The organism is Parasphingorhabdus pacifica (assembly GCF_054779195.1).
The window spans coordinates 64,691-86,689 of the sequence record NZ_BAAGYS010000013.1; the positions used below are offsets into that span (position 1 = coordinate 64,691).

Here is a 21,999-nt window from a genome sequence, read left to right on the forward strand (position 1 = left end):
TCCGCGGTGTCCATGGCCACCGCGGAGTAAGGACCACTGTGGACAAACGTGCCGCCCAGGCTGATGCACTGTGAGACAAGGAGCGGTCGGTGTTTTCGACGAGTGCTTGACATGAACTCAACTTGAGGTTCGAAGCTTGAGGCGTACTTCGTCGGCCGGGGCGGATCCAGCCGGAACCGTGGATGCCGGCCGGATCCGCCGTCGACGGCGAAAGTTCGTACTTCGTACCGATGCCGAAGGAGCCGTTCCATGTCCCAAGCGCAGGCCGCCTCCGCGGAGGAGCAGCGACCAACGAGCCCGCGCGAGATCTACGTAGCGATGAGCGGCCTGGTGATCGCGTTTCTGGTCGCCAATCTCGACCTCATGATCGTGGGCACAGCGCTGCCCACGATCGCGGACGAACTCGGCGGATTCAAGATCCTCGCCTGGGTGATCACCGCCTACACCCTCGCAACGGCGGTCACCACTCCGCTGTGGGGCAAGCTCGGCGATCTCTACAACCGCAAGAGCGTGTTCATAGCATCGTTTCGTAATCCGGACCGAGCAGGCGTTGTAGATACGTACCTCAGGATCCCGCCAACCGGCGAGCACCCGGCCCCTTGCGTCCCAGCTCGTCGTAGGGATTCGCCAGGCGGCACCGGTCGATCGACAGACATCCACAGCCGACGCAGTCGGTGAACGCATCCCGTAGTTGCTGCAGATCGCGAATGCGCTCCTCGAGGTCGGCTTGCCATTGTTGTGAGAGACGTTGCCAGTCGGCACTCGTGGGTGGTTTGCATAGCGGAAGCTCGTCGAGCGCTTCCCGGACCGTAGCGAGCGGAATGCCGACGCGCTGGGCGATTCGGATCAACGCCACCCGGCGCAACGTGTCCCGTCGGAAGCGTCGCTGATTTCCCGGGGTCCGCCGGCTCTTGATGAGGTTTTTTCGCTCGTAGAAATGCAGTGCCGAGATCGACACCCCGCTGCGTTCGGAGAGCTGCCCGACGCTGAGTTCCGACCGACCCGGGTTCACTTCGCCCATACCTGTGATCGTCGCACACTGATTCGGATACTAAAGCCCAAACTGGTCAAGTTCTTTAATGAAAACGCCACCCTCCAGACGGACGCCCGACTGTCCCCGTAGTGTTGACGAAGGAGAGAGATGATTCTGATAACAGGTGTCACCGGCAACGTGGGCATGCCGCTCGTGACCCGGCTGGCCGACCAAGGTGTGGCTGTTCGTGCGGTGGCCCGGCACCCCGAAAAGATCGGGGAAACTTCCGGATCGGTAGAGCTGTTCGCGGGCGACGTGTCCCAAGCGGAATCGCTTCGCGACGCCTTCCTGGGAGTGCGGAAGGTCTTCCTGATCCTACCCGGTGACGCGGACCTGGGTGGTCTGTTGCGGATCGCCAATGAGTCCGGCGTTGACCGGGTCGTCCTCGTGTCCTCCCTGCTGGCCGAAACCCATCCGGACTCCTTCATCGGACGTTCCGCCCTGGCCGGGGAGAAGCTCCTGCAGGACAGCCGGATCGATTGGACCATCCTGCGTCCCTGGGAATTCGCGTCGAACGCGCTGTGGTGGGCGCCCTCCATCCGTGACCACGGACTCGTTCGGACGTACGGAGCCGACGCGACGTCACCGGTCATCGACCCGCTGGACATCGCCTCGGCGGGTGCCCGCGTGGTGAGCGAGGACGGACACGCCGGGCAGACCTACGCACTCACCGGGCCGGAAGACACCACTCCGCGGGGTCGAGTGCGCGCGCTCAGCGAGGTTCTGGGTACCGAGATCCGGTTCGAGGAAATGACCCGGGAACAAGCCCGTGAACAGATGATGCGGTACATGCCCGCGGAAATCGCCGATGACATGACCAGTGAGGACTCCTTCGGCGGCGGTCCCGGCGTGAAGTCCACTGTAGAAGCTATCGCGGGCACTCGCGCTCGGACATTCGCTCAGTGGGCTCTCGACAATATCGAGCAGTTTCGCTGACGCCAAACCGAGCACCACGTGAGGTGTCCACGCTGTCCACATGAGCGTGGGGAGACTTCTCGCAAGAAGATCCGGCGAGCGCTTCACACACGGGGAATCGGCGACGCAATCGGTACTCACCAGAGTTCCATCGAGGTTCAGCGGGGTGCAGAACCAGCGCATAGTCCTGCACCCCGCCCATCACTTCGGACTTTTATGCCCTGCCCCCACACCAAGGCCGACTGTCGACGCCCCGCGCAGACGGGTAAACCTCACCGGCCGCTGGTGGTTCACGACAGGTTGAGCAGCTCAGTGTAGACCTCGTGGCGGAGGTGCATGCCCTTGAGCTGCGAGGTTTGGTCGGCACCCACCACGCCGACCGAGGGAGCGTAGGAGACCCCTCCCGCTGTGCCCAGGGGCAGTGAGATTCCCGGCGGTGCGGGCTCGTAGGTGGCAAGCTCCCCGCCCTGCTGGATGAGCGAGCGGATGTTGGTCGCGACCACGCCGGCGTGCAGTTCGGCGGCCTTGGCCATCTTGGCTTCCGGTACGGCGGTGACATCGCCGATCGCGAAAATGTGCTCGTGTCCGGGAAGTCGCAGTTCGGCGGTGAGGTCCAGCTGACCGTTGGCCAGCCGCGCCGCCGCCAGGTCCTCGGCGAGGTAGTCGGTGCTCGGCACGACGCCGTGGCAGCGGAACCAGATGTCAGCGGTGATCTGCTGACCGGAGTGGGTCGTCGCGGTGAACGTCTTGGCCTCACCGGGGTCAGACGGTGGCGGTTCCGCCAGGGATGTCCCGAGAATCAGTTCGACACCGAGCTCGTCGAGCTGGCGGCGCAACTCCGAGTGGAGTTCGCTGGGAAACCGCATGGTCGCGAGCAGATCGTCGGCGGGGTCGACGACGGTCACGGACTTGTCCGGCCAGACCTGCTTGATCTCACCGGCGAGTTCGAGCCCGGCCGGTCCTGCCCCGAGCAACAGGACGCTGTTCGCACCGGTCAGCTCCTCATGCGTGGCCCGCAGTTTCGTCTTCGCCGTCGCACTGTCGAACACGTCCACCTTGGCCGGGAACGGGTACGACGAACCGGAAGCCAGCACGACGTAGTCGGCTTCGACGTGCTGCCCGGAGCCGAGGGTGATCGCTTGGGCGTCCACGCGCACGGCCCGGTCCTGGATTACCCGCCCGTTCTGGAGCAGCTGGTCGTAGGGCAGGAACAGCCGGTCGGTCCAGGTGGGATCGACGAGGGCTCGCAGCGCTGCGACGTTGTGCACGAACGTGTCACGAGGCTCGATGAGGACGACCTCGGCGATGTCGTCGAGAGCCTTGGCGGCGGTGATTCCGCCGTACCCACCGCCGATGATGGCCACGGTTGCAGTCATGGTTCTCCCATTCCGGTTCGTAATACGACAAACAGTTGGTGATGTGCTGTTCATTGGTGTGGATCGGTTGCGTCCGAAGCCGAAGTTCGAGGATCACTTCGCGCGCTGGTCCGGCGACTCAAAGCCGAGTCGGAACGCTTCTCCACGGAGCTGCGAGTGAGGTCACTCATGGTTGCTCGGTCCCGCTGTGCTCCGTGGGGCGTGGATGTTCCGCCCCGACGTTCTGCGATGCCACGACCCGTGCGTTTCCGGGGTCGTCGTCCGGTCCGGATATGTTCACGACGAGCAGCGCGAGCAGGATCAGTCCTGCCACTCCTCCTGCGGCGAGGAAGCCCGTCGTGATCGAGGTGGCACCGACGAGAGGCCCGATCAGCAGCGGTGAGAGAAATTGGCCCGCGAAGACGGCGGTGCCGGTCAGCGAGGTGGCTTGGCCGCGCTGGTGGGACGGTGCCCGCTTGCCGACCAAGATGGTCAGCGTGGGGACCGCGAGCGCTTGGCCCAGACCGAACAGGACAGGCGCGGCGAGCAGAAGAACGGGCTGGCTCACCGTGCCGAGGACGAGGAAGGCCGCCACCCATGCTCCGGCTGCCGTGCGGAGAAGCGCCCGATATCCGAGTTTCGCCGAGAGCGTGCCGTATCCCAGTCCCACCAGGCTCGTCGTGGCGGCTGCGGCCACCACGGAGTACACGGCCACCAACAGCGGTTCCTCGATGTGGAGAACCGCCAGACGTTGGGGGAGAAAGACGGCAAGCGCGTACATGAAAACGGCACTGGCGACGAGCAATCCGTAGCAGGTGAGCAGCGACGGATACCAGCGCAGCAGTCGAAAAGCTCCGCGGTCCTGACGGGAGTGGTCCGCCTCGGTCTCCTCCGGCAGGACCAGCAGCGCGGCGACGCCGATGGGGATGCCGACGAGGTAGATCCCGAACGGAGCGTGCCAGGAAATGCCCCCGAGAGCGCCGCCGAGCAGTGGCCAGATCAGCCCGCCCAGGCTGGTGGCCGTCGTCCGCCAGCCCATGACTCGATCCTGCCCGGGGCCGCGATAGAGCGACAGCAGGGCCACCGTCGTGCCGGTGAACACGGCTGCCGCGCCGATGCCGAAGACGAGTCGGCTGGCGATCAGAGCGGGGTAGGACGTTACGAACATTCCAGCGCCGCCTGCGATGCCGTACAGCAGCAGTCCTCCCGCCAACGGTCTCCGGACACCCCACCGGTCGATCATCCGTCCCATCAACGGGCTGGACAGAGCGATCGCCAGCCCGTGGGCGGTGATGATCAGGCCCGCCGCCGTACCGCTCACACCGAGATCGGAGCGGATCACCTCCAGCACGGGCACGACGATCGAGCCCGCCATCACTCCGAGCGTCGAAGCGAGCAGGAGCAGGAGCAGGGCGAGCGTAATCCGCCCGCTCCTGCTCGCTGCGGTGTCGGCCGGTGGGTGCGAGGGCATCGGGCGCTCCAGCGGGCGTGGGCGGACAACGACGGCGGAACCGGACTGCCTGGTAGCCCGAGCCGCCTCGGCCTTGGAGCGTCGATTCCGCGAGGAGCGCCAATAATGCCACTCGGTGGCAAAGTAGCACGAGTGGCGTCCGCTATCCAGGGGCATGTTGAGTGTCAGGCGCTAGACTGACCACTGATGACCTCGGACGCCTCTACCCCGACAGAACCATCGCTGCCGTTGCGCGAGCGCAAAAAGCTGCGCACCCGGCGCGCACTGGCTGACACGGCGTTGCGGTTATTCCTCGACAACGGTTTCGACGCCACGACGTTGGACGCTCTGGTCGAGGAGGTCGAGGTCTCCAAGCGAACGTTCTTCCGGAACTTCGCTTCCAAGGAGGATGTCGCCATGGCCGCGGAGTCGGAGCTGTGGGACGCCTACGTGTCCGAAGCAGTAGGACGCGAACTTCACGGCCCGGTCCTCACGGCACTCCGGGATGCGCTGTCCGCTTCGATCCTGCGCATGGGGGACGACTGGGATCGGCGCTTCATCGCCACTCGCCGCCTCGCCGCGCGCACGCCGGCCTTGCGCGACCACAGCGTGCTGTCGTCCATCAACGTTCAAGAGCGACTGGTCGGCGAATTGGAACGCAAACTCTGCATCGACAGCCGTGTCGACGTGCGGCTGCGGTTGCTCGGCGAGTTCTCGCTCAGCGCGTGGCGCTGCGGGGCCAAGAACTGGGTAGCCGGGCGTGGCTACAGCGGCCACCGCGGCTTCGGCGGCCGCGAGTCACTGGTGCGCCGTGTCGAAGAAGCCTTCGATGCCATCCCCGAAAGCCTCGCGCTGTCGGTTCCCTGACTTCCGCCACTCCGGCCGGGCGCGGCCGCCACCGAACGTCCCGACCCGACCGGTACCGCCAGCGCCCTTCTCGTCCTGCGCCCACCTGGCCAGCGACGATAGTCAGCAGCCACCGGTCGACGAGCGAACCCGCAGCTCGGGCGAGATCGCGATCCGCTGCGGCGCGCTGTCACCCCCCGCGGCAGCCCCGAGCATCCGGACCACCTCGGCGGCCAGCTGCTCCTGCGGCTGGCGCACCGTCGTCAACGGCGGCTGGGACAGCTCCGCGTAGGGGATATCGTCGAACCCCGTCACCAGCACGTCCTCGGGAACCCGCACGCCACTGTGCGCGAACGACCCGAGCACGCCCATCGCGATGGTGTCGTTGCCGCAGACCACCGCATCGGGCAAACCCGCCCGCCGGAGTCGCTCGGCCGCCTGCTGCCCCCACTCCTTGCTGAAGTCGCCCAACAGCGTCTCGCCGTGCGCGCCGACCCGGAGCTCGGCCGCCCGCCGGTAGCCGTCCAGCCGGGCCTGCGCGGAGGAATCGGTAGGCTGCGAACCGACGTAGGCGAGACTCCGCGCACCGCGCCCCACCAGGTGCTCGACCACTTGGAACATGCCCGCCTCGTTGTCGACCCCGACCCAGCTCCTCGTCGGGCCGTCGACGTGGAGATCGAGCTGGATCGTGGGCACCCGGGAGGACGCCACGTCCATCGCATCCAGGCTGTGCTCCCGGTGGCACGGGATCACCACCAGCGCATCGACCCGGCGATCCAGCAGTGCCCTCACCTGCTGCTGCTCGACCTCAGGCCGGTAGTGCGAGTTGGCCAGCAGCAGGCTGCGCTGCCCACCCTGGAGCTGTCGCTCGACGGTTTCGACCAGCGTGGCGAAGAACGGATTCGACACCCTGGGCACGAGCATGCCGATCGTGTGCGTGGTGCGGCTGCGCAACGCCGCGGCCACCACGTTGGGTTCGTAGGAGAGCTCGTCGGCCGCGGACAGCACCCGGTTGCGGTTCTCCTCCCGCACGCCCCGCTGACCGGACAACGCCCGGGAAGCCGTCGCGACCGAGACACCCGCCCGCGCGGCCACGTCGTGGATCGTGACGTCCACCCACTCCCCCAACCTGCTGCTGTAAACGGTTTCCGCGCTCACCGTATCTATCACGCCACGTCACCAACAAGAAGCGTCTGGTGCACGGCGGTTTCTGGACGACACCAGTAGGCCTTGACAGATCACGCACGCTGCATCAGGGTGCCGCTGCGGAAACCGTTTTCACGGATTCTGCAACAGCCGCTCAACGACGAGTGACCCGAAAGGCAGGCAGGGTGTCCGACGACTCCGCACCACAGCACCGCGAACCCGGGCATCTCCAGCTGACCGACATCACCAAGTCCTTCCCCGGCGTGCGCGCCCTGGACTCCGTCGACTTCGACCTCCACGGCGGCGAGGTGCACGTGCTGCTCGGCGAGAACGGCGCGGGCAAGAGCACCCTGATCAAGATCATGGCCGGGGTGCACGAACCGGACAGCGGCAGGATCAGCCTCGACGGCACACCCACCCGATTGAGCAGCCCGGAACAGGCCGAGCACGCGGGCATCGCCACGATCCACCAGGAACTCGCGCTCGTCCCCCAACTCACCGTCGCCGAGAACATCCACCTCGGACGTCCGCCCCGCCGGTTCGGCGTGCTCGACCGCAAGCGGATGCGCGGACAGGCGCGGGAACTCGTCGAGCGCACCGGACTGGACCTCGACATCGACGCCACCGTCGGAGACCTCGGTGTCGCCCAGCGCCAACTCGTCGAGATCACCAAGGCGCTCAGCCTCGACGCCCGGTTCCTCATCATGGACGAGCCCACCGCCGTGCTCAGCGGAACCGAGGTGGACCAGCTGTTCGGCCTGGTCCGCGAACTCACCGCACAAGGTGTCGGCGTCGTGTTCATCTCCCACCTGCTCGACGAGGTCGCCGCCATCGGCGATCGCGTCACCGTCCTGCGCGACGGCACCAAGGCGGGGGAAGTACCGGCCGAGACCGCCACCGATGAACTCGTCCGCCTGATGGTCGGTCGCAGCCTCGACCAGCAGTATCCCGCTCGGGACTCCACGGCGGGCGAAACCCGGCTCGAAGTTCGCGGTCTGCACCTCGACGGCGTGCTCGACGACATCAACCTCACCGCGCGGGCCGGCGAGGTCGTGGGCATCGGCGGCCTTGTCGGCGCCGGGCGCACCGAGCTCGTGCGGGCGATCTTCGGCGCCGACCGCTACGACCGCGGCGAAGTACGCGTCTCGGGACGACGCATCGCACCCGGCGACATCGCCGCCGCACGCGCGGCCGGTCTCGCGCTGGTTCCCGAAGACCGCGCCGGTCAGGGACTCGTGCTGGCAGCCTCCGTCGAGGAGAACCTCGGCCTGGCCACCCTCGCCGACCGCACCCGAGCAGGCATGGTCGACCTCGCCGACCAGCGGAGCAGAGCCGAGGACTCGGTACGGCAGTTGCGCATCCGCGTTCGCGATCTCGACCAGCAGGTCGCCACGCTCTCCGGCGGCAACCAGCAGAAGATCGTCATCGGCAAGTGGCTGCTCTCCCGGCCCGGCGTCCTCATCCTCGACGAGCCGACCCGCGGCATCGACGTGGGCGCTCGCGCCGAGATCTACGAACTGATCAACGAACTCACCGACGCGGGAACGGCCGTGCTCGTGGTCTCCAGCGACCTGCCCGAACTCCTCGGCCTCAGCGACCGCGTGGTGGTCATGGCCGACGGGCAGTTGCGCGGCGAACTGGACGGTGCCGAGGCGACCCAGGAGCGGATCATGTCGCTCGCGGTCGCAGGCCAGGACGATGCGGAAAGAGGAAACAGCGATGCCTGACAGCGCCGCCCGCCCGGACGCGGCCGAATCGAGAACGAGCAGGCGCTGGACCGCCGCGCTGGGCCGCAGCGGCGGCCCGCTGGGCGGTCTGATCGTGCTGGTGCTGCTGCTGGCGATCGGCTCACCCGACTTCCTCACCGCCAACAACCTGCTCAACGTCGGCGTCCAGGCCTCGGTCGTGGCACTGCTGGCCTTCGGGCTGACCTTCGTGATCGTCAGCGGCGGCATCGACCTGTCCGTGGGCAGCGTCGCGGGACTCGCGGGAATCGTGACCGGTTGGGCCATCGCCACCGCCGGGCTGCCGCTCTGGATCGCGATCCCGATCGGGCTGGCCTCCGGTGCGACAGCCGGCCTGCTCAGCGGACTGCTGATCACGCTCGGCCGGGTGCCGCCGTTCATCGCGACCTTGGCCATGCTGAGCATCGCGCGCGGACTCGCCCTGGTCATCGCCGACGGCAGGCCGATCACCGTGGGAGGCTGGCTGGCCGACCTGGGATCCGGAAAACTGTTCGGATTTCTCCCGTACCCGGTGCTGCTGATGCTCGTCATCGGCGTGCTGACCGCGTTCGTGCTGCGCCGCACTTATCCCGGGCGGGCCATGTACGCGATCGGTGGCAACGCGGAAGCAGCACGGCTCTCGGGCATCAAGGTGACCCGGCAACGACTGCTGATCTACGCCATGTCCGGACTGTTCGCCGCGATGGCGGGCATCCTGCTCACCGCACGACTCGCCTCGGCTCAGCCCGAAGCGGGCACCGGCTACGAACTGGACGCGATCGCGGCCGTGGTGATCGGCGGTGCCAGCCTCTCGGGTGGCGTCGGCTCCGCGCTGGGCACCCTCGTCGGTGCGCTCATCCTGGCAGTGCTGCGCAACGGGCTGAACCTGCTCGACGTGTCCGCCTTCTGGCAGCAGGTGGCGATCGGTGCGGTCATCGCGGCCGCGGTGCTGTTCGACACGCTTCGGCAACGCCGCCGCTCCGGGCGCAAGGGCGGTTTCCTCCGCAACACCAACGTGCGCAGGGGGATTTCGGTGGTGGCCGTGTTGCTGCTGATCGCCGGCGCCTGGGGCGTCTACGAGCGGCAGCGCCAAGCCGCCAACGACCGGAGCCTCACCATCGCGCTGTCCCTGTCGACCCTGAGCAACCCGTTCTTCGTCGACGTCCGCGCGGGCGCCGAGCAAGAAGCCGCCAGGCGAGGTGTGGAGCTACGCGTCACCGACGCCGGTGAGGACGCGGCCCAGCAGGCAAACTCGATGCAGAACGCCATCGCCCGCAACGCGGACGCGATCATCGTCAACCCGGTGGATTCGGACGCGGTGGTGCCCTCGGTCAAGGCCGCCAACTCCGCCGGAATCCCGCTCATCGGCGTCGACCGCGCGCCCAGCGAAGGCGAAGTCGTCACCACCGTCGCCTCGGACAACGTCGCGGGCGGACGGCTGGCGGCCCAGCAGCTCGCGGAACTCGTCGGCTCCGGGCCGATCGCGGTCCTCGAAGGCCAGCCCGGCACGTCCGCCGCCCGCGAACGGGGCAAGGGTTTCGACACTGAGATCCGCAAGCACCCGGAAGTCGAGGTCGTGGCCTCGCAGCCCGCCGACTTCGACCGCACCACCGCCCTGAACGTGATGCAGAACATCATGCAGGCCCATCCCGATGTCGAAGGCGTGTTCGCCGCCAACGACGAGATGGCGCTGGGTGCGATCAAGGCGCTCGGCGACAAGGCGGGCTCCGCGGTGAAGGTCGTCGGTTTCGACGGGACACCGGAAGGGCTGGCGGCCGTGCAGGCAGGCACCGAAAGCGCGGACATCGCCCAGCAACCCAGGCTGCTCGGCAAGTCAGCCGTCGAGCAGGCGGTTCAGGCGGCACGCGAAGGCGATGACCGACCGGGGAAGCCGACGAGCATCCCGGTCGAGGTCGTCACGAAGGAGAACGTGGCGGAATTCCTCCGCGAGAACTGACCGGCGCCCGGGGTGTCGATGCCGGAAGAGATCGACACCCCCGCCGGTCATCGCGCGGCGGGGAGATCACTCGAAGAAGGTGGCCACGTCCAGCTTTCCGCCCGAAGCGTCGAACTCCGCGTGCGCGGCACCGCGCAGCTCGGCATCGGCGAGGTAGTCCACGGCCGTCATCGCCAACCCCATCGCCCCGTCGAGCACCGCGCGGTCACCGGCCGCACCACCGGCCGCCTCCGCGAACTCGGCGGTGTGCAGGGAGAGTCTTTCATCTCCCAACCCGATCATCGGATGGATCGCGGGCATCCGGTAGCTGAGGTTGCCCAGGTCGGTCGAGCCGGTGAGGTATTCCGGGACGACTCCGCGCGGCAACGACTCGCGGCCGCGCCCGGCCTGGTGTCCGGCCCAGCGCGCCGCGAGCGTCTCGTTGTGCCGGATGGGCAGGTAGTCGGGCTGCGCTCCCCAGCGCAGTTCCACGCCGCAACCCGTCATCGATGCGGCACCGGCCGCGATCCCCTCGACGCGCTGCGCCAGATCGCGGAGCGAACCCGGTTCCGGGGATCGGAGGTAGAACAGGGCGGCGGCGCGCTCGGGCACCACGTTCGGCCGTTGCCCGCCGTCGGTGATGATGCCGTGCACGCGATCCGTCGACGGCATGTGCTGGCGCAACGCCGAAACGCCCTGGTACATGGCCACGACCGCGTCGAGCGCGTTGCGCCCCATGAACGGTTGCGCGCTGGCGTGCGCGGCCACGCCGTGGAAGACCACCTCGACCTGTCGCCGCCCCAGAAACGGGTGGATGGCGATGTCGTGCGAGAACGGGTGCAGCATGACGACCGCGTCGACGTCGTCGAACACGCCCGCTCGGGCGAGGAGCTCCTTGCCGCCACCGCCCTCCTCGGCAGGCGTGCCGATCAGACTCACGCGGCCGCCGACTTCGGACAGCACCTCGGCGGCACCGAGAAACCCGCCTACCCCCGCGGCGCAGATGATGTTGTGCCCGCACCCGTGACCGATGCCGGGCAGTGCGTCGTACTCCGCGAGCACGGCGACGTGCGGACTCCCCGTGCCCGCATCGGCGCGGACCGCCGTGTCGAGGCCGCCGACACCGACGTCCGGTTCGAAACCACGCCGTCGAAGCAGCTCGGCCAACTTGGCCACCGAACGGTGCTCGGCGTACCCCTCCTCCGGCTCCGCGTGCAGGCTGCGGCTCAGCGACAGCAGGTCGTCGGCGTGCTGCTCCAGGGCCGCCTCGACGGCAGTCCCCATGTCCGCACCCGCGCCGTCGAAGCCGGAGGTGACCGGCTCGGCAGCGGCCACCGCGCGGCGAGTTCGCTCCGACACCGCCCGCAGGTACGAGTCATCCGGGACTGCCGGCTCAGAGTTCGAAGTCACACCGAGCACTGTAAGTCACGGAATTGGTTCGGCACGGTGCTATTCGGTCCGCGCGGCCGGGTCGAGCACCCGGTGGGCCAGGATCGTGCCCCCCACCACCGCGGACGGCACCACCACCAGTTGCGCCACCGGCACCAGGCATAGCAGGTAGGTCGGTATACCGAAACCGAGCGCACGCGCGCGGTCCCGCCGCAGGGCGCGATGACGTTCGCCCAGGGTCATCCCGCGCCGCTGGAAGACCACCCCGACCATCTCCAGGCTGATCATCCAAGCGCCGAACAGCACGCCGAGCACGGGCGCGGCGATCTGCCCGAGCACCGGTACGAACCCGAGCGCGAACAGCAGGAGGGCGCCGACCACCACGATAAGCACGAGCTGGATCGAGTCGCGGATCCCGCGCGCCGCCGAACGCGCCCACCCCGCACCGTCGTCGCTGGTGTCCAGCCCGAGACGCTCCTCGGTCCGCTCCGCGATGTGCTCGTAGAACGGACCACCGATGAGCAGAGTCAGAGCGATGAACGACACGGCCCCCAGCAGCAGACCGGCCCCCACCAGCACCACGCCGACCATGATGCGCAGCAGTTGCCGCCACATCGCCGACCAGTCGCCGGCGAAGGGGGTGACCGCCATGACCAGATCACCGCTGTAGTAAAGCAGTGCTCCCCATCCCGCCAGCAGCACGAGCGTGCTGATCAGTGCGGGAACCGCGCCGAGCAGCAACAATTTCGGCGCGCGCAGCAGCATCCCGAATCCGGCACCGAGCGTGCGGGTTCCGGCCAGGAAGGTCGTCATCTCAAACTCCAATCGGCGCTCGGCCCGGCGAGGCCGCCGCGAATGCGCCGGTTTCGAACGGTTCCGGCCATGCTGGTCGTAGGATGGCGGCTGGTCGTGCGACGGCGGCTGGTCGTGCGACGGCGGCAAGGCGTGCGACCACCGGCTGCCGCCCGAACCGTATCCGGTGACGGAGGCCGCGCGGAGGTCGGTCGTCCGAGCCGCACCGTTCCGCCGGTCCCGGCGTCCCCGGCAGGCGACGTTTGTTCTCCTGGTACACCCAACTGCCTGCTGCAGTACCAACCATCGGGGGGCGTGTGTCGATGACCAAGACGTTCACGGAGCGCATCCACGGTGCCGCCGGAGCACCGGGTCTCCTGCGGGACGGGTGGACGTTGACCCGGAGCACGGTCGGTTCCTGCGCACGACACCGGATCCTCGGGTTGGCCGGTGAAGCCGCGTTCTTCACGCTGACCTCGCTGCCGCCGGTGCTGCTGGGACTGGTCGGTGCGATCGGCTACCTGACGGAGCTGGTCGGAGCGGACATGCTGTCCGCGATGCGCTCCACATTGGACAACGCCGGTTCAGCCGTGCTGTCCGAGCGGGCCATCCACGGCGTTCTCGATCCCGTCCTGGACGAAGTGCTCGCTTCCGGGCGGGTGGGGGCGATCTCCTTCGGCTTCGCCCTGGCGCTGTGGTCGGGTTCCACCGCGCTGAACGTCTACATCGACACGATCTCGGTGGTGTACGGGCTGGCGGGACGGCGACCGCTCGTCCGGCAGCGGCTGCTGTCGGTCCTGCTCTACACCGCAGGGCTCGTGACCGGCATCGTGCTCCTGCCGATGCTCGCCATCGGCCCATCGGTGCTCGCGGGACTCTTCCCGAAGACGGGGCTGGCTGTGCACCTGCTGTACTGGCCGGTGATCGTGCTGGGCTCGATCGGCTGCCTGACCGCGCTCTACTCGCTGTCGGTGCCGCTCCGGGCACCGTGGCGGGAGCACGTACCGGGTGCGGCACTGGCCGTGCTGGTCTGGCTCGCCGGCAGCCTGCTGCTTCGCGCCTACCTCGACGTGACGATTCACCACTCCCCCGTCTACGGCGCGTTGACCGCGCCGATGGCCGTGCTGTGGTGGCTCTACGTCACGGCGTTCGCCGTCCTGCTCGGGGCCACGGTCAACTCGGGGCTGGACGAGCTCCGCCCGAACCGCGCCACTGCCGAGGCGCGCCGGGCCAACTGTTCCGACACCTGCACCTAGGATCTGTTTCACAAGCGGCGTCAGCCGCCTTCTGTGCGGGACGCGGGTGCCGACCGCACAAACCACTCCCGAAACACCCCGGCCACTCCCGAAACACCCCGGGCCACTCCCGAAACACTTCCCGGAGGTGCGGCCGCCCGACCCCCAGACGGGCAGCCGCACTCCCACAGTGGTTATCACACCGGGCCGACAACGAGAGCGCTGCGCGGCAGTCGTGTCCGTTTCCCTAAGATTCCCACCTTTCCCGTTAATTTCTGATTTCAGCCACCGATGTGGTGAAGCGCCCGCGGCACGCCCGACCGCGTTCCGGCGCATTGATCAACCGATGCTTGACTGCCAACCTCGAGCGTCGCGATCGAGGAGGAGTCCGGTGTCGGGTGTTGCGCGCAGATCGTTGTTGTTCCTACTGGTTCCGGTGCTGACCGTGACCCTGCACGGCCGAGTGCTGGCGACGGAACCCGAACGCTCCGGCAGGTCGTGCGCGGCCACGCTGGATTGCACCGCCGCCGAACTGGATACGTTGCCGCTGAGCGAGCGGTTGGTGTTCATCCGAGCGGTCCAGGACCGGGTTGCCGAGGAATACATCCCCGGATTCCGTCACTGGCACAACATCGAGGGCATCATCCGGTTCTTCGACGAGAACGGTTTCGGGGCCCCGGGCAGCTGGGTGTCCCACGTGGACGCCGGAATTCTCGAAGGCATCGAGCGCGGTGTCGCGATCGCGCTCGGGCTTTCCGAGGACGGTTTCGGCAATCCGGGGTCGGAGTTGTGGGCCGACTACCTGGTGCGGCTCCAGCGCGGTGAACTCGCCGACCGGGCAACGCACGATCCGGCGTGGGGCAACGCCGAGCAGGCCGCCACCGAGCACGGAGTGCGGCTCGCCGAGGCCGCCGGCGCACGACCCAGCCGGATCGATCGCAACATGTACGAGTTCTCGGAGATGTACCGGTGGATGTTGCGCAACCCGCAGGAGGCGCTGTACGCCCTCGACGAGCAACTGGCCGGTGCGACCGGAGTTCCGCTCGTGCCCGCGGACTTCCTGCGCTGGTTCACCGATGTCACCACGCCGGTGCCCACCTACCGCGGTGCCCACGTCGCGCACGACCTCGCGTTGCCGGATCCGTTGTCGGCTCCCGTGAGCGCGTTGCAGCTGTTGCTCGCCTACGGCCCCGAGCTGCTCGACGCCTACCACCGGGACACCGCCGCACCCGCGCGGTGAGTTCTCAGCTGGCGCCGCGGAAGGGTCCGGTGACCTCGTAGGTGATGCCGTCGGCGCTCACCCCGGCCGGACCACGTTGCGATGAGAAGTAGAGCCGGTCCCCGGCCGGGTTGAACGCGACACCGCACAACTCGGATTCGGACTGGCCCTCCACGCGCAGGAACGGTGCGACGACGTCATCGGGTGTGATCACACAGATCTCCATGTTCCCGCCGTCCTCGGCGACGTAGAGATCCCCGGCGGTGGATCCGGTGATGTTGTCCACCCCGGTCAACGGCGGGTCCTCGGTGAGGTCGTCGTCGTAGGCGATCGCCAGGGTGTTTCCGGCAGCGTCGTAGGCCCACACCCGGTTGTCGCCCTTGGTGGTGAAGAAGCAGGTCCCGCTGCGGTAGTACGCTCCCTCGCCACCGTCGAAAACCTTCGCCTCGGCGACCTGGTGGCGGGTCCGGGTCGGGCTGCCGTCCGGGTCGGGGACGTCGACCCACGACAGGGCACCGCCGGCCTCGGCCAGCACCTGCAGGATACCCGCCGACACGTCGCCCCAGGTGGTGGGCACGAATCGGTAGAAGCAACCGTCGCTCTCGTCCTCGGTCAGATAGATGACCTCGCGGTCGGGATCGGCAGCGGCGGCTTCGTGCTTGAAGCGCCCCATCGCGGAGTGCCGGACCGCTTCCTTCCCGCCCCACGGGTCCGTTTCGTAGACGTACCCCCGGTCGGTTTCCTCACAGGACAACCACGTGTTCCACGGGGTCGCACCACCGGAGCAATTCGTGCTGGTGCCCGACAGGACCGGGTACGCGTCGATGATGCGGGCGCCGCCGTCGAACTTCAGGGCGCTGACGCCGCCGGAACCGGCGGAAAGCTCCGCGTTGGACACGTAGATCCACCCGTTGCCGTCGGCGAAGCAGGCACCGCCGTCGGGCGCACCGTGCCAAATGTGACCGGTGCCCTCGACGACCTGGTTCGAATGGGCGAGCACGCGGCTGGTGAACCCGTCGGGGAGCATGATCCCGTTGGCGTCCGCCGGGAGCAGCCGACCGTAGGGGCTGGTGCCCGTCCGGGCCGGGTCGGCGATGGCTTGTTTGGTGACGCTGAATCCGAACGCGACGGACGTGCCCGCGCCGAGAACGGCGGCGCGCAGGAAATGACGACGGTCCACGATTGCTCCTTCTACGACGGCTCGGCGTCCCGCTGGTCGCGGCCTGGGAAACCCGATCAAGGGGACGCGTCGAACGTAGAAGGCGAAAGCGGGCCGAATCTGCCCGACTGTGGTTAATTCCGGCCGGTGGCGGTGAATTTCGGCTTGCCGGGAGGTGACCTCCACCGGATGAGCCGCGCGGAAAAAAGGCCCCTCCCGCGAGAGCAGTACTCGTCGCGGAAGGGGCCAGCCCCAGGGGAAGGTCAGGCGATGATGCGGATCGGATCCTCGAGCAGTCCGCTGAGCTGCTGCAGGAACGCAGCCCCCACCGCTCCGTCGATCGCGCGGTGGTCGGCCGACAACGTGACGCGCAGGATCTTGCGGGCCACGAACTCGCCGTCACGCACCTGGACCTCGTCCTTGGCCCCACCAACGGCGAGGATCGCGGCCTCCGGCGGGTTGATGACCGCCGAGAACTGCTCGATGCCGAACATGCCGAGGTTCGAGATCGTGAACGTGCCGCCGCTCATCTCATCGACCTTGAGCTTGCCGTCGCGGGCCCGCTCGGCCTTCTCCCGCCCCTCGGCGGCGATCTCCGAGACGCTCTTGCGGTCGACGTCGTCGATCACCGGAACCACCAGACCGGAATCGATGGCGACCGCCACACCGAGGTGGATCCGCTTGTGTTGCAACAACTTGTCGCCGCCGAAGGAGACGTTCACCGCCGGGTTGGCGCGCAGCGAGGTGGCCACCGCCTTGACGACCAGGTCGTTGAGGCTGACCTTCGAACCGCCCGCTGCCTGCAGGCGTTGGTTGAGGTCGGCGCGGAAGGCGACCAGGTCGGTCACGTCGATGGCGCTGGTCAGGTAGAAGTGCGGCGCCTGCTGCTTGCTCTCGGTGAGGCGTTTGGCGGTGACCTTGCGGATGTTGCTGAGCGGGATCTCCTCCACGTCCTCGCTCGCGGCGACCTGAGGGGCCGATGAAGAGCCGGTGGCCGCCGGCTCCGCGCCCTGCCCGGCGGTGCCCTGACTCGCGGCGGGCTTGGAATCCGTGGAGGTCTGCCGCTCGGCGGCGGCTTCGATGTCGACGCGGATGATCCGCCCGCCCGGTCCGGTTCCCGCCACCTCGGCGAGGTCTACGCCGAGGTCCTTGGCCATGGCCTTCGCCAGCGGCGACGCCTTGGGCTTGGTCCCGTCCGAACCCGCATCGGTCACTGCCGTGGCAGGAGTGGGCTCCCCGCTCGCGGGTGCGTTCGATGCCGGAGCGGACTGCTCGGGCTCCGCCGTGGAACCTGCCGCCTCGGTGTCTGCCGCGGACTGTTCTCCGCCGGAGGAGGTCGCGGATTCGGCCGCCTCCGCGGTGGCACCGCTGCCGTCTCCCATCAGCGCGATGGGCGTTCCGATCGGTACCGTCTGGCCCTCTCCGATGAGGACCTTTTCGAGCACGCCGTCGTCGTAGGCCTCCAGCTCCATGATGGCCTTGTCGGTCTCGATCTCGGCCACCACGTCGCCGCGGGTGATCTTGTCGCCGACCTGCTTGCGCCAGCCGGCGATGACGCCCTCCTCCATCGTGTCGGAGAGCCGGGGCATGTGAATCTCGGTCATCGGTCTTCCTCTGAAAGCTCGAAAAACGGGTCAGCGGCGTTGGCCGACCGCGTCCAGGGTCTGGTGGACCGCGGCGGTGAGCGACTCCGCGGAGGGCAGCGCGGCCTTTTCCAGCGGCTTGGCGTAGGGCAGCGGAACCTCGGCGGCCGCGACCCGGCGCACCGGAGCGTCGAGGTAGTCGAAGGCACCATCCGAAATGGACGCGGCGATCTCGGCGCCGATTCCGTAGGTGAGCCAATCGTCCTCGGCGATGACCGCGCACCCGGTCTTGCGAACCGAGGCCACCACGGATTCCCGGTCCAGCGGCCGGAGGCTGCGGAGGTCGACCACCTCGGCGGAAATGCCTTCCTCGGCTTCCAGCTTCTCGGCGACCTGCAGGGCCACCGTGGCCATCCGCGAGTAGCCGATGATCGTGATGTCGCTGCCCGGCTTGGTCACCGCGGCCTTGCCGATCTCGGCGGGCTCGACGACGTCGGGCACCTCGCCCTTGGTGTTGTAGAGGGCGAGGTTCTCCAGGAACAGCACCGGGTCGTTGTCCCGGATGGACGCCAGCAGCAGTGCCTTGGCGTCGGCGGGCGTGCTCGGGGCGACGACCTTGAGCCCGGGCACGAACGCGTAGTAGAGCTCGATGTTCTGCGAATGGGTGGCGCCGAGCTGCTGGCCGCCACCGCCGGGGGTTCGCATGACCATCGGCACGCTGCACTGGCCACCGAACATGCCGTAGATCTTGGCCGCGTGGTTGACGATCTGGTCCAGCGCGACCAGCGAGAAGTTGATCGTCATCAGTTCCACGACCGGGCGCAGGCCCAGCATGGCGGCACCGACCGCGGCACCGACGAAACCTTCCTCGGCGATCGGGGTGTCCCGGACCCGCTTCTCCCCGAACTCGTCGAGCAGACCCGCGGTGATCTTGTACGAGCCTTCGAAAACGCCGATTTCCTCGCCGATGAGGAAGACGTCCTCATCGGAGTGCATTTCCTCGCGAAGCGTGTCGTGCAACGCCTGGCGATAGGTGATGACGGCCAACGGTGATTCTCCTGGTGTCCCGACGGGGTGCTGTGCCCATTCGGGGAGGGCACAGCACCCCGGGTCTTATGTGGCGGGGTGTGATCGTGCGCGGCAACGGCCCGGCGGCAGAGTTCCGCGCACGGCCGAACGAGTGTTCTCGCGGGCGTGCTCAGAACACCGGGTCGGCGGGGAGCCTGCGCGAATCGTTGGCCACGGGGGTCGCGTAGGTGTAGTCGAACAACGTGGCGACGTCCGGGTGCGGGCTGTCGTCGGCGAACGCGACGGCCGCGTCGGCGTCGGCCTGGGACTGGCGCTCGATCTCGGCGGCGCCGTCCTCGTCGAGCACGCCCGCTTCGATCAACCGGGCGCGGAAGTTCACGACCGGGTCCGCCTCGCGCGCCGCCTCGACGGAGTCCTCGCTGCGGTACTTGCCCGGGTCGACGACCGAGTGGCCCTTGAGCCGGTGGCTGACGGCCTCGATCATCGCGGGACGACCCGTCTCGCGGGCCTGGTCGACGAGCCTGGTGGCCGCGTCGCGTACCGCGACGACGTCGTTGCCGTCGACCCGCTCGCCGTGCATCCGGTATGCGGCCGCCCGCTTGTACAGGTCGGACTCCGCCGAGGACTTCTCGACGGTGGTGCCCATGCCGAGGTAGTTGTTGATGACGACGAAGATGACCGGGAGGTTCCACAGCGCGGCGATGTTCATCGCCTCATGGAACGCACCGATGTTCGTGGTGCCGTCGCCCATCTGGCAGACGACGACCTCGTCGCCGCCCCGGTAGTCGATGGCCATCGCGGCACCGGTGGCCAACGGGATCTGTCCACCGACGATGCCGTACCCGCCGAGCAGGCCCGCCTCGACGTCGAACATGTGCATCGAACCGCCCCAGCCCTTGGAGGTGCCGGTGGTGCGGCCGTAGAGCTCGGCCATGACGCGCCCCGGCTCGATGCCCTTGGCGATGGCGTAACCGTGTTCGCGGTAGTTGGTGAACAGGTAGTCGGTCTTGCGCAGTGCCGACATCAGCCCGACGATGGTCGCTTCCTCGCCGAGGTTGAGATGGCAGTAGCCACCGATCTTCGCCTGGGTGTAGCCCTGCGCGGCCCGTTCCTCGAAGCGCCGGATCAGCGTCATGCGCTGGAAGTAGTCGCGCAGCAGTTCCGGGGATTCGCCCGCGAACGGACCGGTGGCCGCGTCCGCCTTGCGAACCGAGGTGCTGGTGTTGCGGCTTTTCGCGCGGGAGGCCGGTTTGCTGCGGGTGGCGGTCTGTGCCATCTCGGATTCCTTACAGTCGGCGCGCTCGTTGCCGGGGTGTCCGGTCGACAGGTGGCGGTGTCGGGGTCTTGCGTTGTCCTCCCAGCAGTGCGGAGCTGCTGGGAGGACCTCTCACGCGGTCTTCAGCGCTTCTTCGGAGGCGGGGTGTGGATGGGCAGGCCGAGTGCGGACATCGCGGCCTCCATCCCGATCTCGCCGAGCGTGGGGTGGGCGTGGATGGTTTCGCCGAGTTCGTCGAGCGTCGCCTCCAGCGTCATGGCCAGCGTTCCCTCGGGGATCAGGTCACTGGCCGACGGCCCGATGATGTGCACGCCGAGCACCTCGCCGTACTGGGCGCCCGCGACGACCTTCATGAAGCCTTCGGTGTCGCCGTAGGTCTTGGCCCGGCCGAGCGCCGCGAACGGCATTTTCGAGGTGACCACCTCGTGGCCCTTTTCGACCGCCTGCGCTTCGGTGAGTCCGACGCTGGCGACCTCCGGGTGGGTGAACGTCGCGGCGGGGACGGCGGTGTAGTCCATTCGCGCGTGGTCGCTGCCCGCGATCACTTCGGCGGCGGTGACGCCCTGGTGCGAGGCCACGTGCGCGAGCAGCACCTCGCCGGTGACGTCGCCGATCGCGTAGACGTGTTCGACGCTGGTGCGCAGCCGGTCGTCGACCTGGACGAAGCCGCGGCCGTCGAGTTCGACTCCGGTCCGGTCGAGGTCGAGGGAGGCGGTGTTGGGTTTGCGGCCGACACCGACCAGCACCACGTCCACGTCGACGCCGTCCGTCTTGGCGCCGTCGACGGAGACCCGCAGCGCGGCGTTCTTGCCGCGACCGGTGCGTTCGATCTTCTCGACGGTGGAGCCGGTGAGCACCGTCATGCCACGCTTCGAGAACGACTTGCCGAGTGCCTTGCCGACCTCCGCGTCCTCGGCGGGGACGAGGCTGGGCATCATCTCGACGATGGTGACCTCGCTACCGAGGGTCTGGAACAGGCTCGCCCACTCGGCTCCGACCGCGCTGCCGCCGATGACGGCGATCCGGTTGGGCACCTCGGTGAGACCGAACGCCCCGTCGGAGGTGATGACGCCGGGCAGATCCGCACCGGGCAGCGGCAGCTGCACGGGGGTCGAACCGGTGGCGATGATGACGTCGGTCGCGCGAACCTGCTCGATCGGCTCGTTGCCCGCCGGGTCGGCCGCGTAACGAGGTCCGCCCGCGCCGAGCTGGGACTCACCCACCGCGTACACGTCCACGGCGGTCGGTCCGGTGAACCGGGCGTGGCCGTCGATGATGGTGACGCCGTTGGCCTTGAGCAGGCTGGCCACCCCGTCGGTGAGGCCCTTGACGACGCCGTCCTTGCGGCGGGTCACGGCGTCGTAGTCGAGGGAGACGTTCTCGGCGCGAACACCGAAGTCGGCGGCGTGCAGGACCGTCTCGTAGACCTCCGCCGAGCGCAGCATCGCCTTGGTGGGGATGCATCCCCAGTTGAGGCAGACGCCACCGGCCTTTTCCTTTTCCACCACGGCAACCGACAGGCCGCGCTGCGCGGCTCGGATCGCTGCCACGTAACCGCCCGGGCCACCGCCCACGACGAGAAGGTCGAATTCCTGCACCTCGGTGTGCTCCTTTGTGCCGCACGCGCCGTCATCGATTCGCCGCGGTTTTTCCCGGACGTAACCTGACTCAGAGTGTCGTGACCGCGCCCACTTCGACGCCATGCTTCAACGCCCAGACTTGCGATCGCGCGAATGTGCAACCCGCACAGTCCAGAACTCGTGAGCACGTTACGAGTCGGTAGCAACACGGTGTGGTTTCGCGTTTTCCCGGTCAGCACGCTGTTCCCCCGGGTTCTCGGGCCCACTGCGCCGGAAAACGCTCCGGAACGGTGGGCCCGGTGCACAATCTCCGAACCGGACGGAGCGGCCAC

General features: G+C 68.1%; 18 protein-coding genes. 7 read left to right on the forward strand and 11 right to left on the reverse strand.

Annotated features, from left to right (window positions below; translation table 11 throughout):
* Positions 1-318 precede the first annotated feature (318 nt).
* A complete protein-coding gene (locus ACYVAN_RS19880; protein WP_460961917.1) occupies positions 319-678 on the forward strand; it encodes an MFS transporter in 360 nt (119 codons plus the stop codon).
* On the opposite strand, the gene soxR is transcribed toward ACYVAN_RS19880, so the two are convergent.
* On the reverse strand, positions 566-1,021 hold the full coding sequence (gene soxR / locus ACYVAN_RS19885) for a redox-sensitive transcriptional activator SoxR (RefSeq protein ID WP_460961821.1): 456 nt from the start codon (positions 1,019-1,021) through the stop codon (positions 566-568). The genes ACYVAN_RS19880 and soxR overlap by 113 nt on opposite strands.
* Before the next feature lie 120 nt (positions 1,022-1,141).
* On the opposite strand from soxR, the gene ACYVAN_RS19890 reads away from it, so the two are divergent.
* Positions 1,142-1,969, forward strand: coding sequence for an SDR family oxidoreductase (locus ACYVAN_RS19890; protein ID WP_460961823.1), 828 nt, complete (start codon positions 1,142-1,144; stop codon positions 1,967-1,969).
* Between the two features lie 269 nt (positions 1,970-2,238).
* Here ACYVAN_RS19890 and ACYVAN_RS19895 read toward each other — a convergent pair whose 3' ends face one another.
* Complete coding sequence (locus ACYVAN_RS19895; protein ID WP_460961825.1) at positions 2,239-3,324, reverse strand: NAD(P)/FAD-dependent oxidoreductase; 1,086 nt, start codon at positions 3,322-3,324, stop codon at positions 2,239-2,241.
* Positions 3,325-3,490: 166 nt separating this feature from the next.
* Positions 3,491-4,774 carry an MFS transporter gene (locus tag ACYVAN_RS19900; protein WP_460961827.1) on the reverse strand — a complete coding sequence of 428 codons (1,284 nt, stop codon included), beginning with the start codon at positions 4,772-4,774 and terminating at the stop codon, positions 3,491-3,493.
* 186 nt (positions 4,775-4,960) lie between these two features.
* On the opposite strand from ACYVAN_RS19900, the gene ACYVAN_RS19905 reads away from it, so the two are divergent.
* On the forward strand, positions 4,961-5,620 hold the full coding sequence (locus ACYVAN_RS19905; protein WP_460961829.1) for a TetR/AcrR family transcriptional regulator: 660 nt from the start codon (positions 4,961-4,963) through the stop codon (positions 5,618-5,620).
* 102 nt (positions 5,621-5,722) lie between these two features.
* Here ACYVAN_RS19905 and ACYVAN_RS19910 read toward each other — a convergent pair whose 3' ends face one another.
* Positions 5,723-6,757, reverse strand: coding sequence for a LacI family DNA-binding transcriptional regulator (locus tag ACYVAN_RS19910; protein ID WP_460961831.1), 1,035 nt, complete (start codon positions 6,755-6,757; stop codon positions 5,723-5,725).
* 173 nt (positions 6,758-6,930) lie between these two features.
* On the opposite strand from ACYVAN_RS19910, the gene ACYVAN_RS19915 reads away from it, so the two are divergent.
* Together ACYVAN_RS19915 and ACYVAN_RS19920 are read left to right on the forward strand one after the other, a co-directional pair.
* Positions 6,931-8,472 (forward strand): sugar ABC transporter ATP-binding protein, encoded by a 1,542-nt coding sequence (locus tag ACYVAN_RS19915; RefSeq protein WP_460961832.1) that lies wholly within the window; start codon positions 6,931-6,933, stop codon positions 8,470-8,472.
* Positions 8,465-10,426 carry an ABC transporter permease/substrate-binding protein gene (locus tag ACYVAN_RS19920; protein WP_460961834.1) on the forward strand — a complete coding sequence of 654 codons (1,962 nt, stop codon included), beginning with the start codon at positions 8,465-8,467 and terminating at the stop codon, positions 10,424-10,426. Before ACYVAN_RS19915 ends, ACYVAN_RS19920 begins: the two co-directional genes overlap by 8 nt.
* A 66-nt stretch (positions 10,427-10,492) precedes the next feature.
* On the opposite strand, the gene ACYVAN_RS19925 is transcribed toward ACYVAN_RS19920, so the two are convergent.
* Both ACYVAN_RS19925 and ACYVAN_RS19930 read right to left on the reverse strand, forming a co-directional pair.
* Positions 10,493-11,815 carry a M20 family metallopeptidase gene (locus ACYVAN_RS19925; protein WP_460961836.1) on the reverse strand — a complete coding sequence of 441 codons (1,323 nt, stop codon included), beginning with the start codon at positions 11,813-11,815 and terminating at the stop codon, positions 10,493-10,495.
* A 39-nt stretch (positions 11,816-11,854) separates the two neighbouring features.
* The gene (locus tag ACYVAN_RS19930; RefSeq protein WP_460961838.1) at positions 11,855-12,607 is read right to left on the reverse strand and encodes an EI24 domain-containing protein; all 753 of its coding nucleotides are present in this window, start codon (positions 12,605-12,607) and stop codon (positions 11,855-11,857) included.
* A gap of 302 nt (positions 12,608-12,909) precedes the next feature.
* Between ACYVAN_RS19930 and ACYVAN_RS19935 the strand changes: the two genes are divergently transcribed.
* Both ACYVAN_RS19935 and ACYVAN_RS19940 read left to right on the forward strand, forming a co-directional pair.
* Positions 12,910-13,842 carry a YihY/virulence factor BrkB family protein gene (locus ACYVAN_RS19935; protein ID WP_460961840.1) on the forward strand — a complete coding sequence of 311 codons (933 nt, stop codon included), beginning with the start codon at positions 12,910-12,912 and terminating at the stop codon, positions 13,840-13,842.
* A 370-nt stretch (positions 13,843-14,212) separates the two neighbouring features.
* Positions 14,213-15,061 (forward strand): hypothetical protein, encoded by an 849-nt coding sequence (locus tag ACYVAN_RS19940; protein WP_460961842.1) that lies wholly within the window; start codon positions 14,213-14,215, stop codon positions 15,059-15,061.
* A gap of 4 nt (positions 15,062-15,065) precedes the next feature.
* Here ACYVAN_RS19940 and ACYVAN_RS19945 read toward each other — a convergent pair whose 3' ends face one another.
* From ACYVAN_RS19945 to lpdA, 5 genes are all read right to left on the reverse strand, one after another.
* Positions 15,066-16,220, reverse strand: coding sequence for an alkaline phosphatase PhoX (locus ACYVAN_RS19945; RefSeq protein WP_460961844.1), 1,155 nt, complete (start codon positions 16,218-16,220; stop codon positions 15,066-15,068).
* A 242-nt stretch (positions 16,221-16,462) separates the two neighbouring features.
* Positions 16,463-17,803: a pyruvate dehydrogenase complex dihydrolipoamide acetyltransferase gene (locus ACYVAN_RS19950; RefSeq protein ID WP_460961846.1), complete on the reverse strand. Its 1,341-nt coding sequence runs from the start codon at positions 17,801-17,803 to the stop codon at positions 16,463-16,465.
* Between the two features lie 30 nt (positions 17,804-17,833).
* Positions 17,834-18,829 carry an alpha-ketoacid dehydrogenase subunit beta gene (locus ACYVAN_RS19955; protein ID WP_460961848.1) on the reverse strand — a complete coding sequence of 332 codons (996 nt, stop codon included), beginning with the start codon at positions 18,827-18,829 and terminating at the stop codon, positions 17,834-17,836.
* A gap of 151 nt (positions 18,830-18,980) precedes the next feature.
* Positions 18,981-20,087: a pyruvate dehydrogenase (acetyl-transferring) E1 component subunit alpha gene (gene pdhA, locus ACYVAN_RS19960; RefSeq protein WP_460961850.1), complete on the reverse strand. Its 1,107-nt coding sequence runs from the start codon at positions 20,085-20,087 to the stop codon at positions 18,981-18,983.
* 122 nt (positions 20,088-20,209) lie between these two features.
* On the reverse strand, positions 20,210-21,685 hold the full coding sequence (lpdA, locus tag ACYVAN_RS19965; protein ID WP_460961852.1) for a dihydrolipoyl dehydrogenase: 1,476 nt from the start codon (positions 21,683-21,685) through the stop codon (positions 20,210-20,212).
* Positions 21,686-21,999 lie beyond the last annotated feature (314 nt).

Coding starts and splice junctions, on each gene's coding strand:
- soxR (WP_460961821.1), bottom strand. CDS start 1,021: ATGGGCGAAGTGAACCCGGGTCGGTCGGAACTCAGCGTCGGGCAGCTC.
- ACYVAN_RS19895 (WP_460961825.1), bottom strand. CDS start 3,324: ATGACTGCAACCGTGGCCATCATCGGCGGTGGGTACGGCGGAATCACC.
- ACYVAN_RS19900 (WP_460961827.1), bottom strand. CDS start 4,774: ATGCCCTCGCACCCACCGGCCGACACCGCAGCGAGCAGGAGCGGGCGG.
- pdhA (WP_460961850.1), bottom strand. CDS start 20,087: ATGGCACAGACCGCCACCCGCAGCAAACCGGCCTCCCGCGCGAAAAGC.
- ACYVAN_RS19930 (WP_460961838.1), bottom strand. CDS start 12,607: ATGACGACCTTCCTGGCCGGAACCCGCACGCTCGGTGCCGGATTCGGG.
- ACYVAN_RS19890 (WP_460961823.1), top strand. CDS start 1,142: ATGATTCTGATAACAGGTGTCACCGGCAACGTGGGCATGCCGCTCGTG.
- ACYVAN_RS19935 (WP_460961840.1), top strand. CDS start 12,910: ATGACCAAGACGTTCACGGAGCGCATCCACGGTGCCGCCGGAGCACCG.
- ACYVAN_RS19950 (WP_460961846.1), bottom strand. CDS start 17,803: ATGACCGAGATTCACATGCCCCGGCTCTCCGACACGATGGAGGAGGGC.
- ACYVAN_RS19920 (WP_460961834.1), top strand. CDS start 8,465: ATGCCTGACAGCGCCGCCCGCCCGGACGCGGCCGAATCGAGAACGAGC.
- ACYVAN_RS19905 (WP_460961829.1), top strand. CDS start 4,961: ATGACCTCGGACGCCTCTACCCCGACAGAACCATCGCTGCCGTTGCGC.
- ACYVAN_RS19880 (WP_460961917.1), top strand. CDS start 319: ATGAGCGGCCTGGTGATCGCGTTTCTGGTCGCCAATCTCGACCTCATG.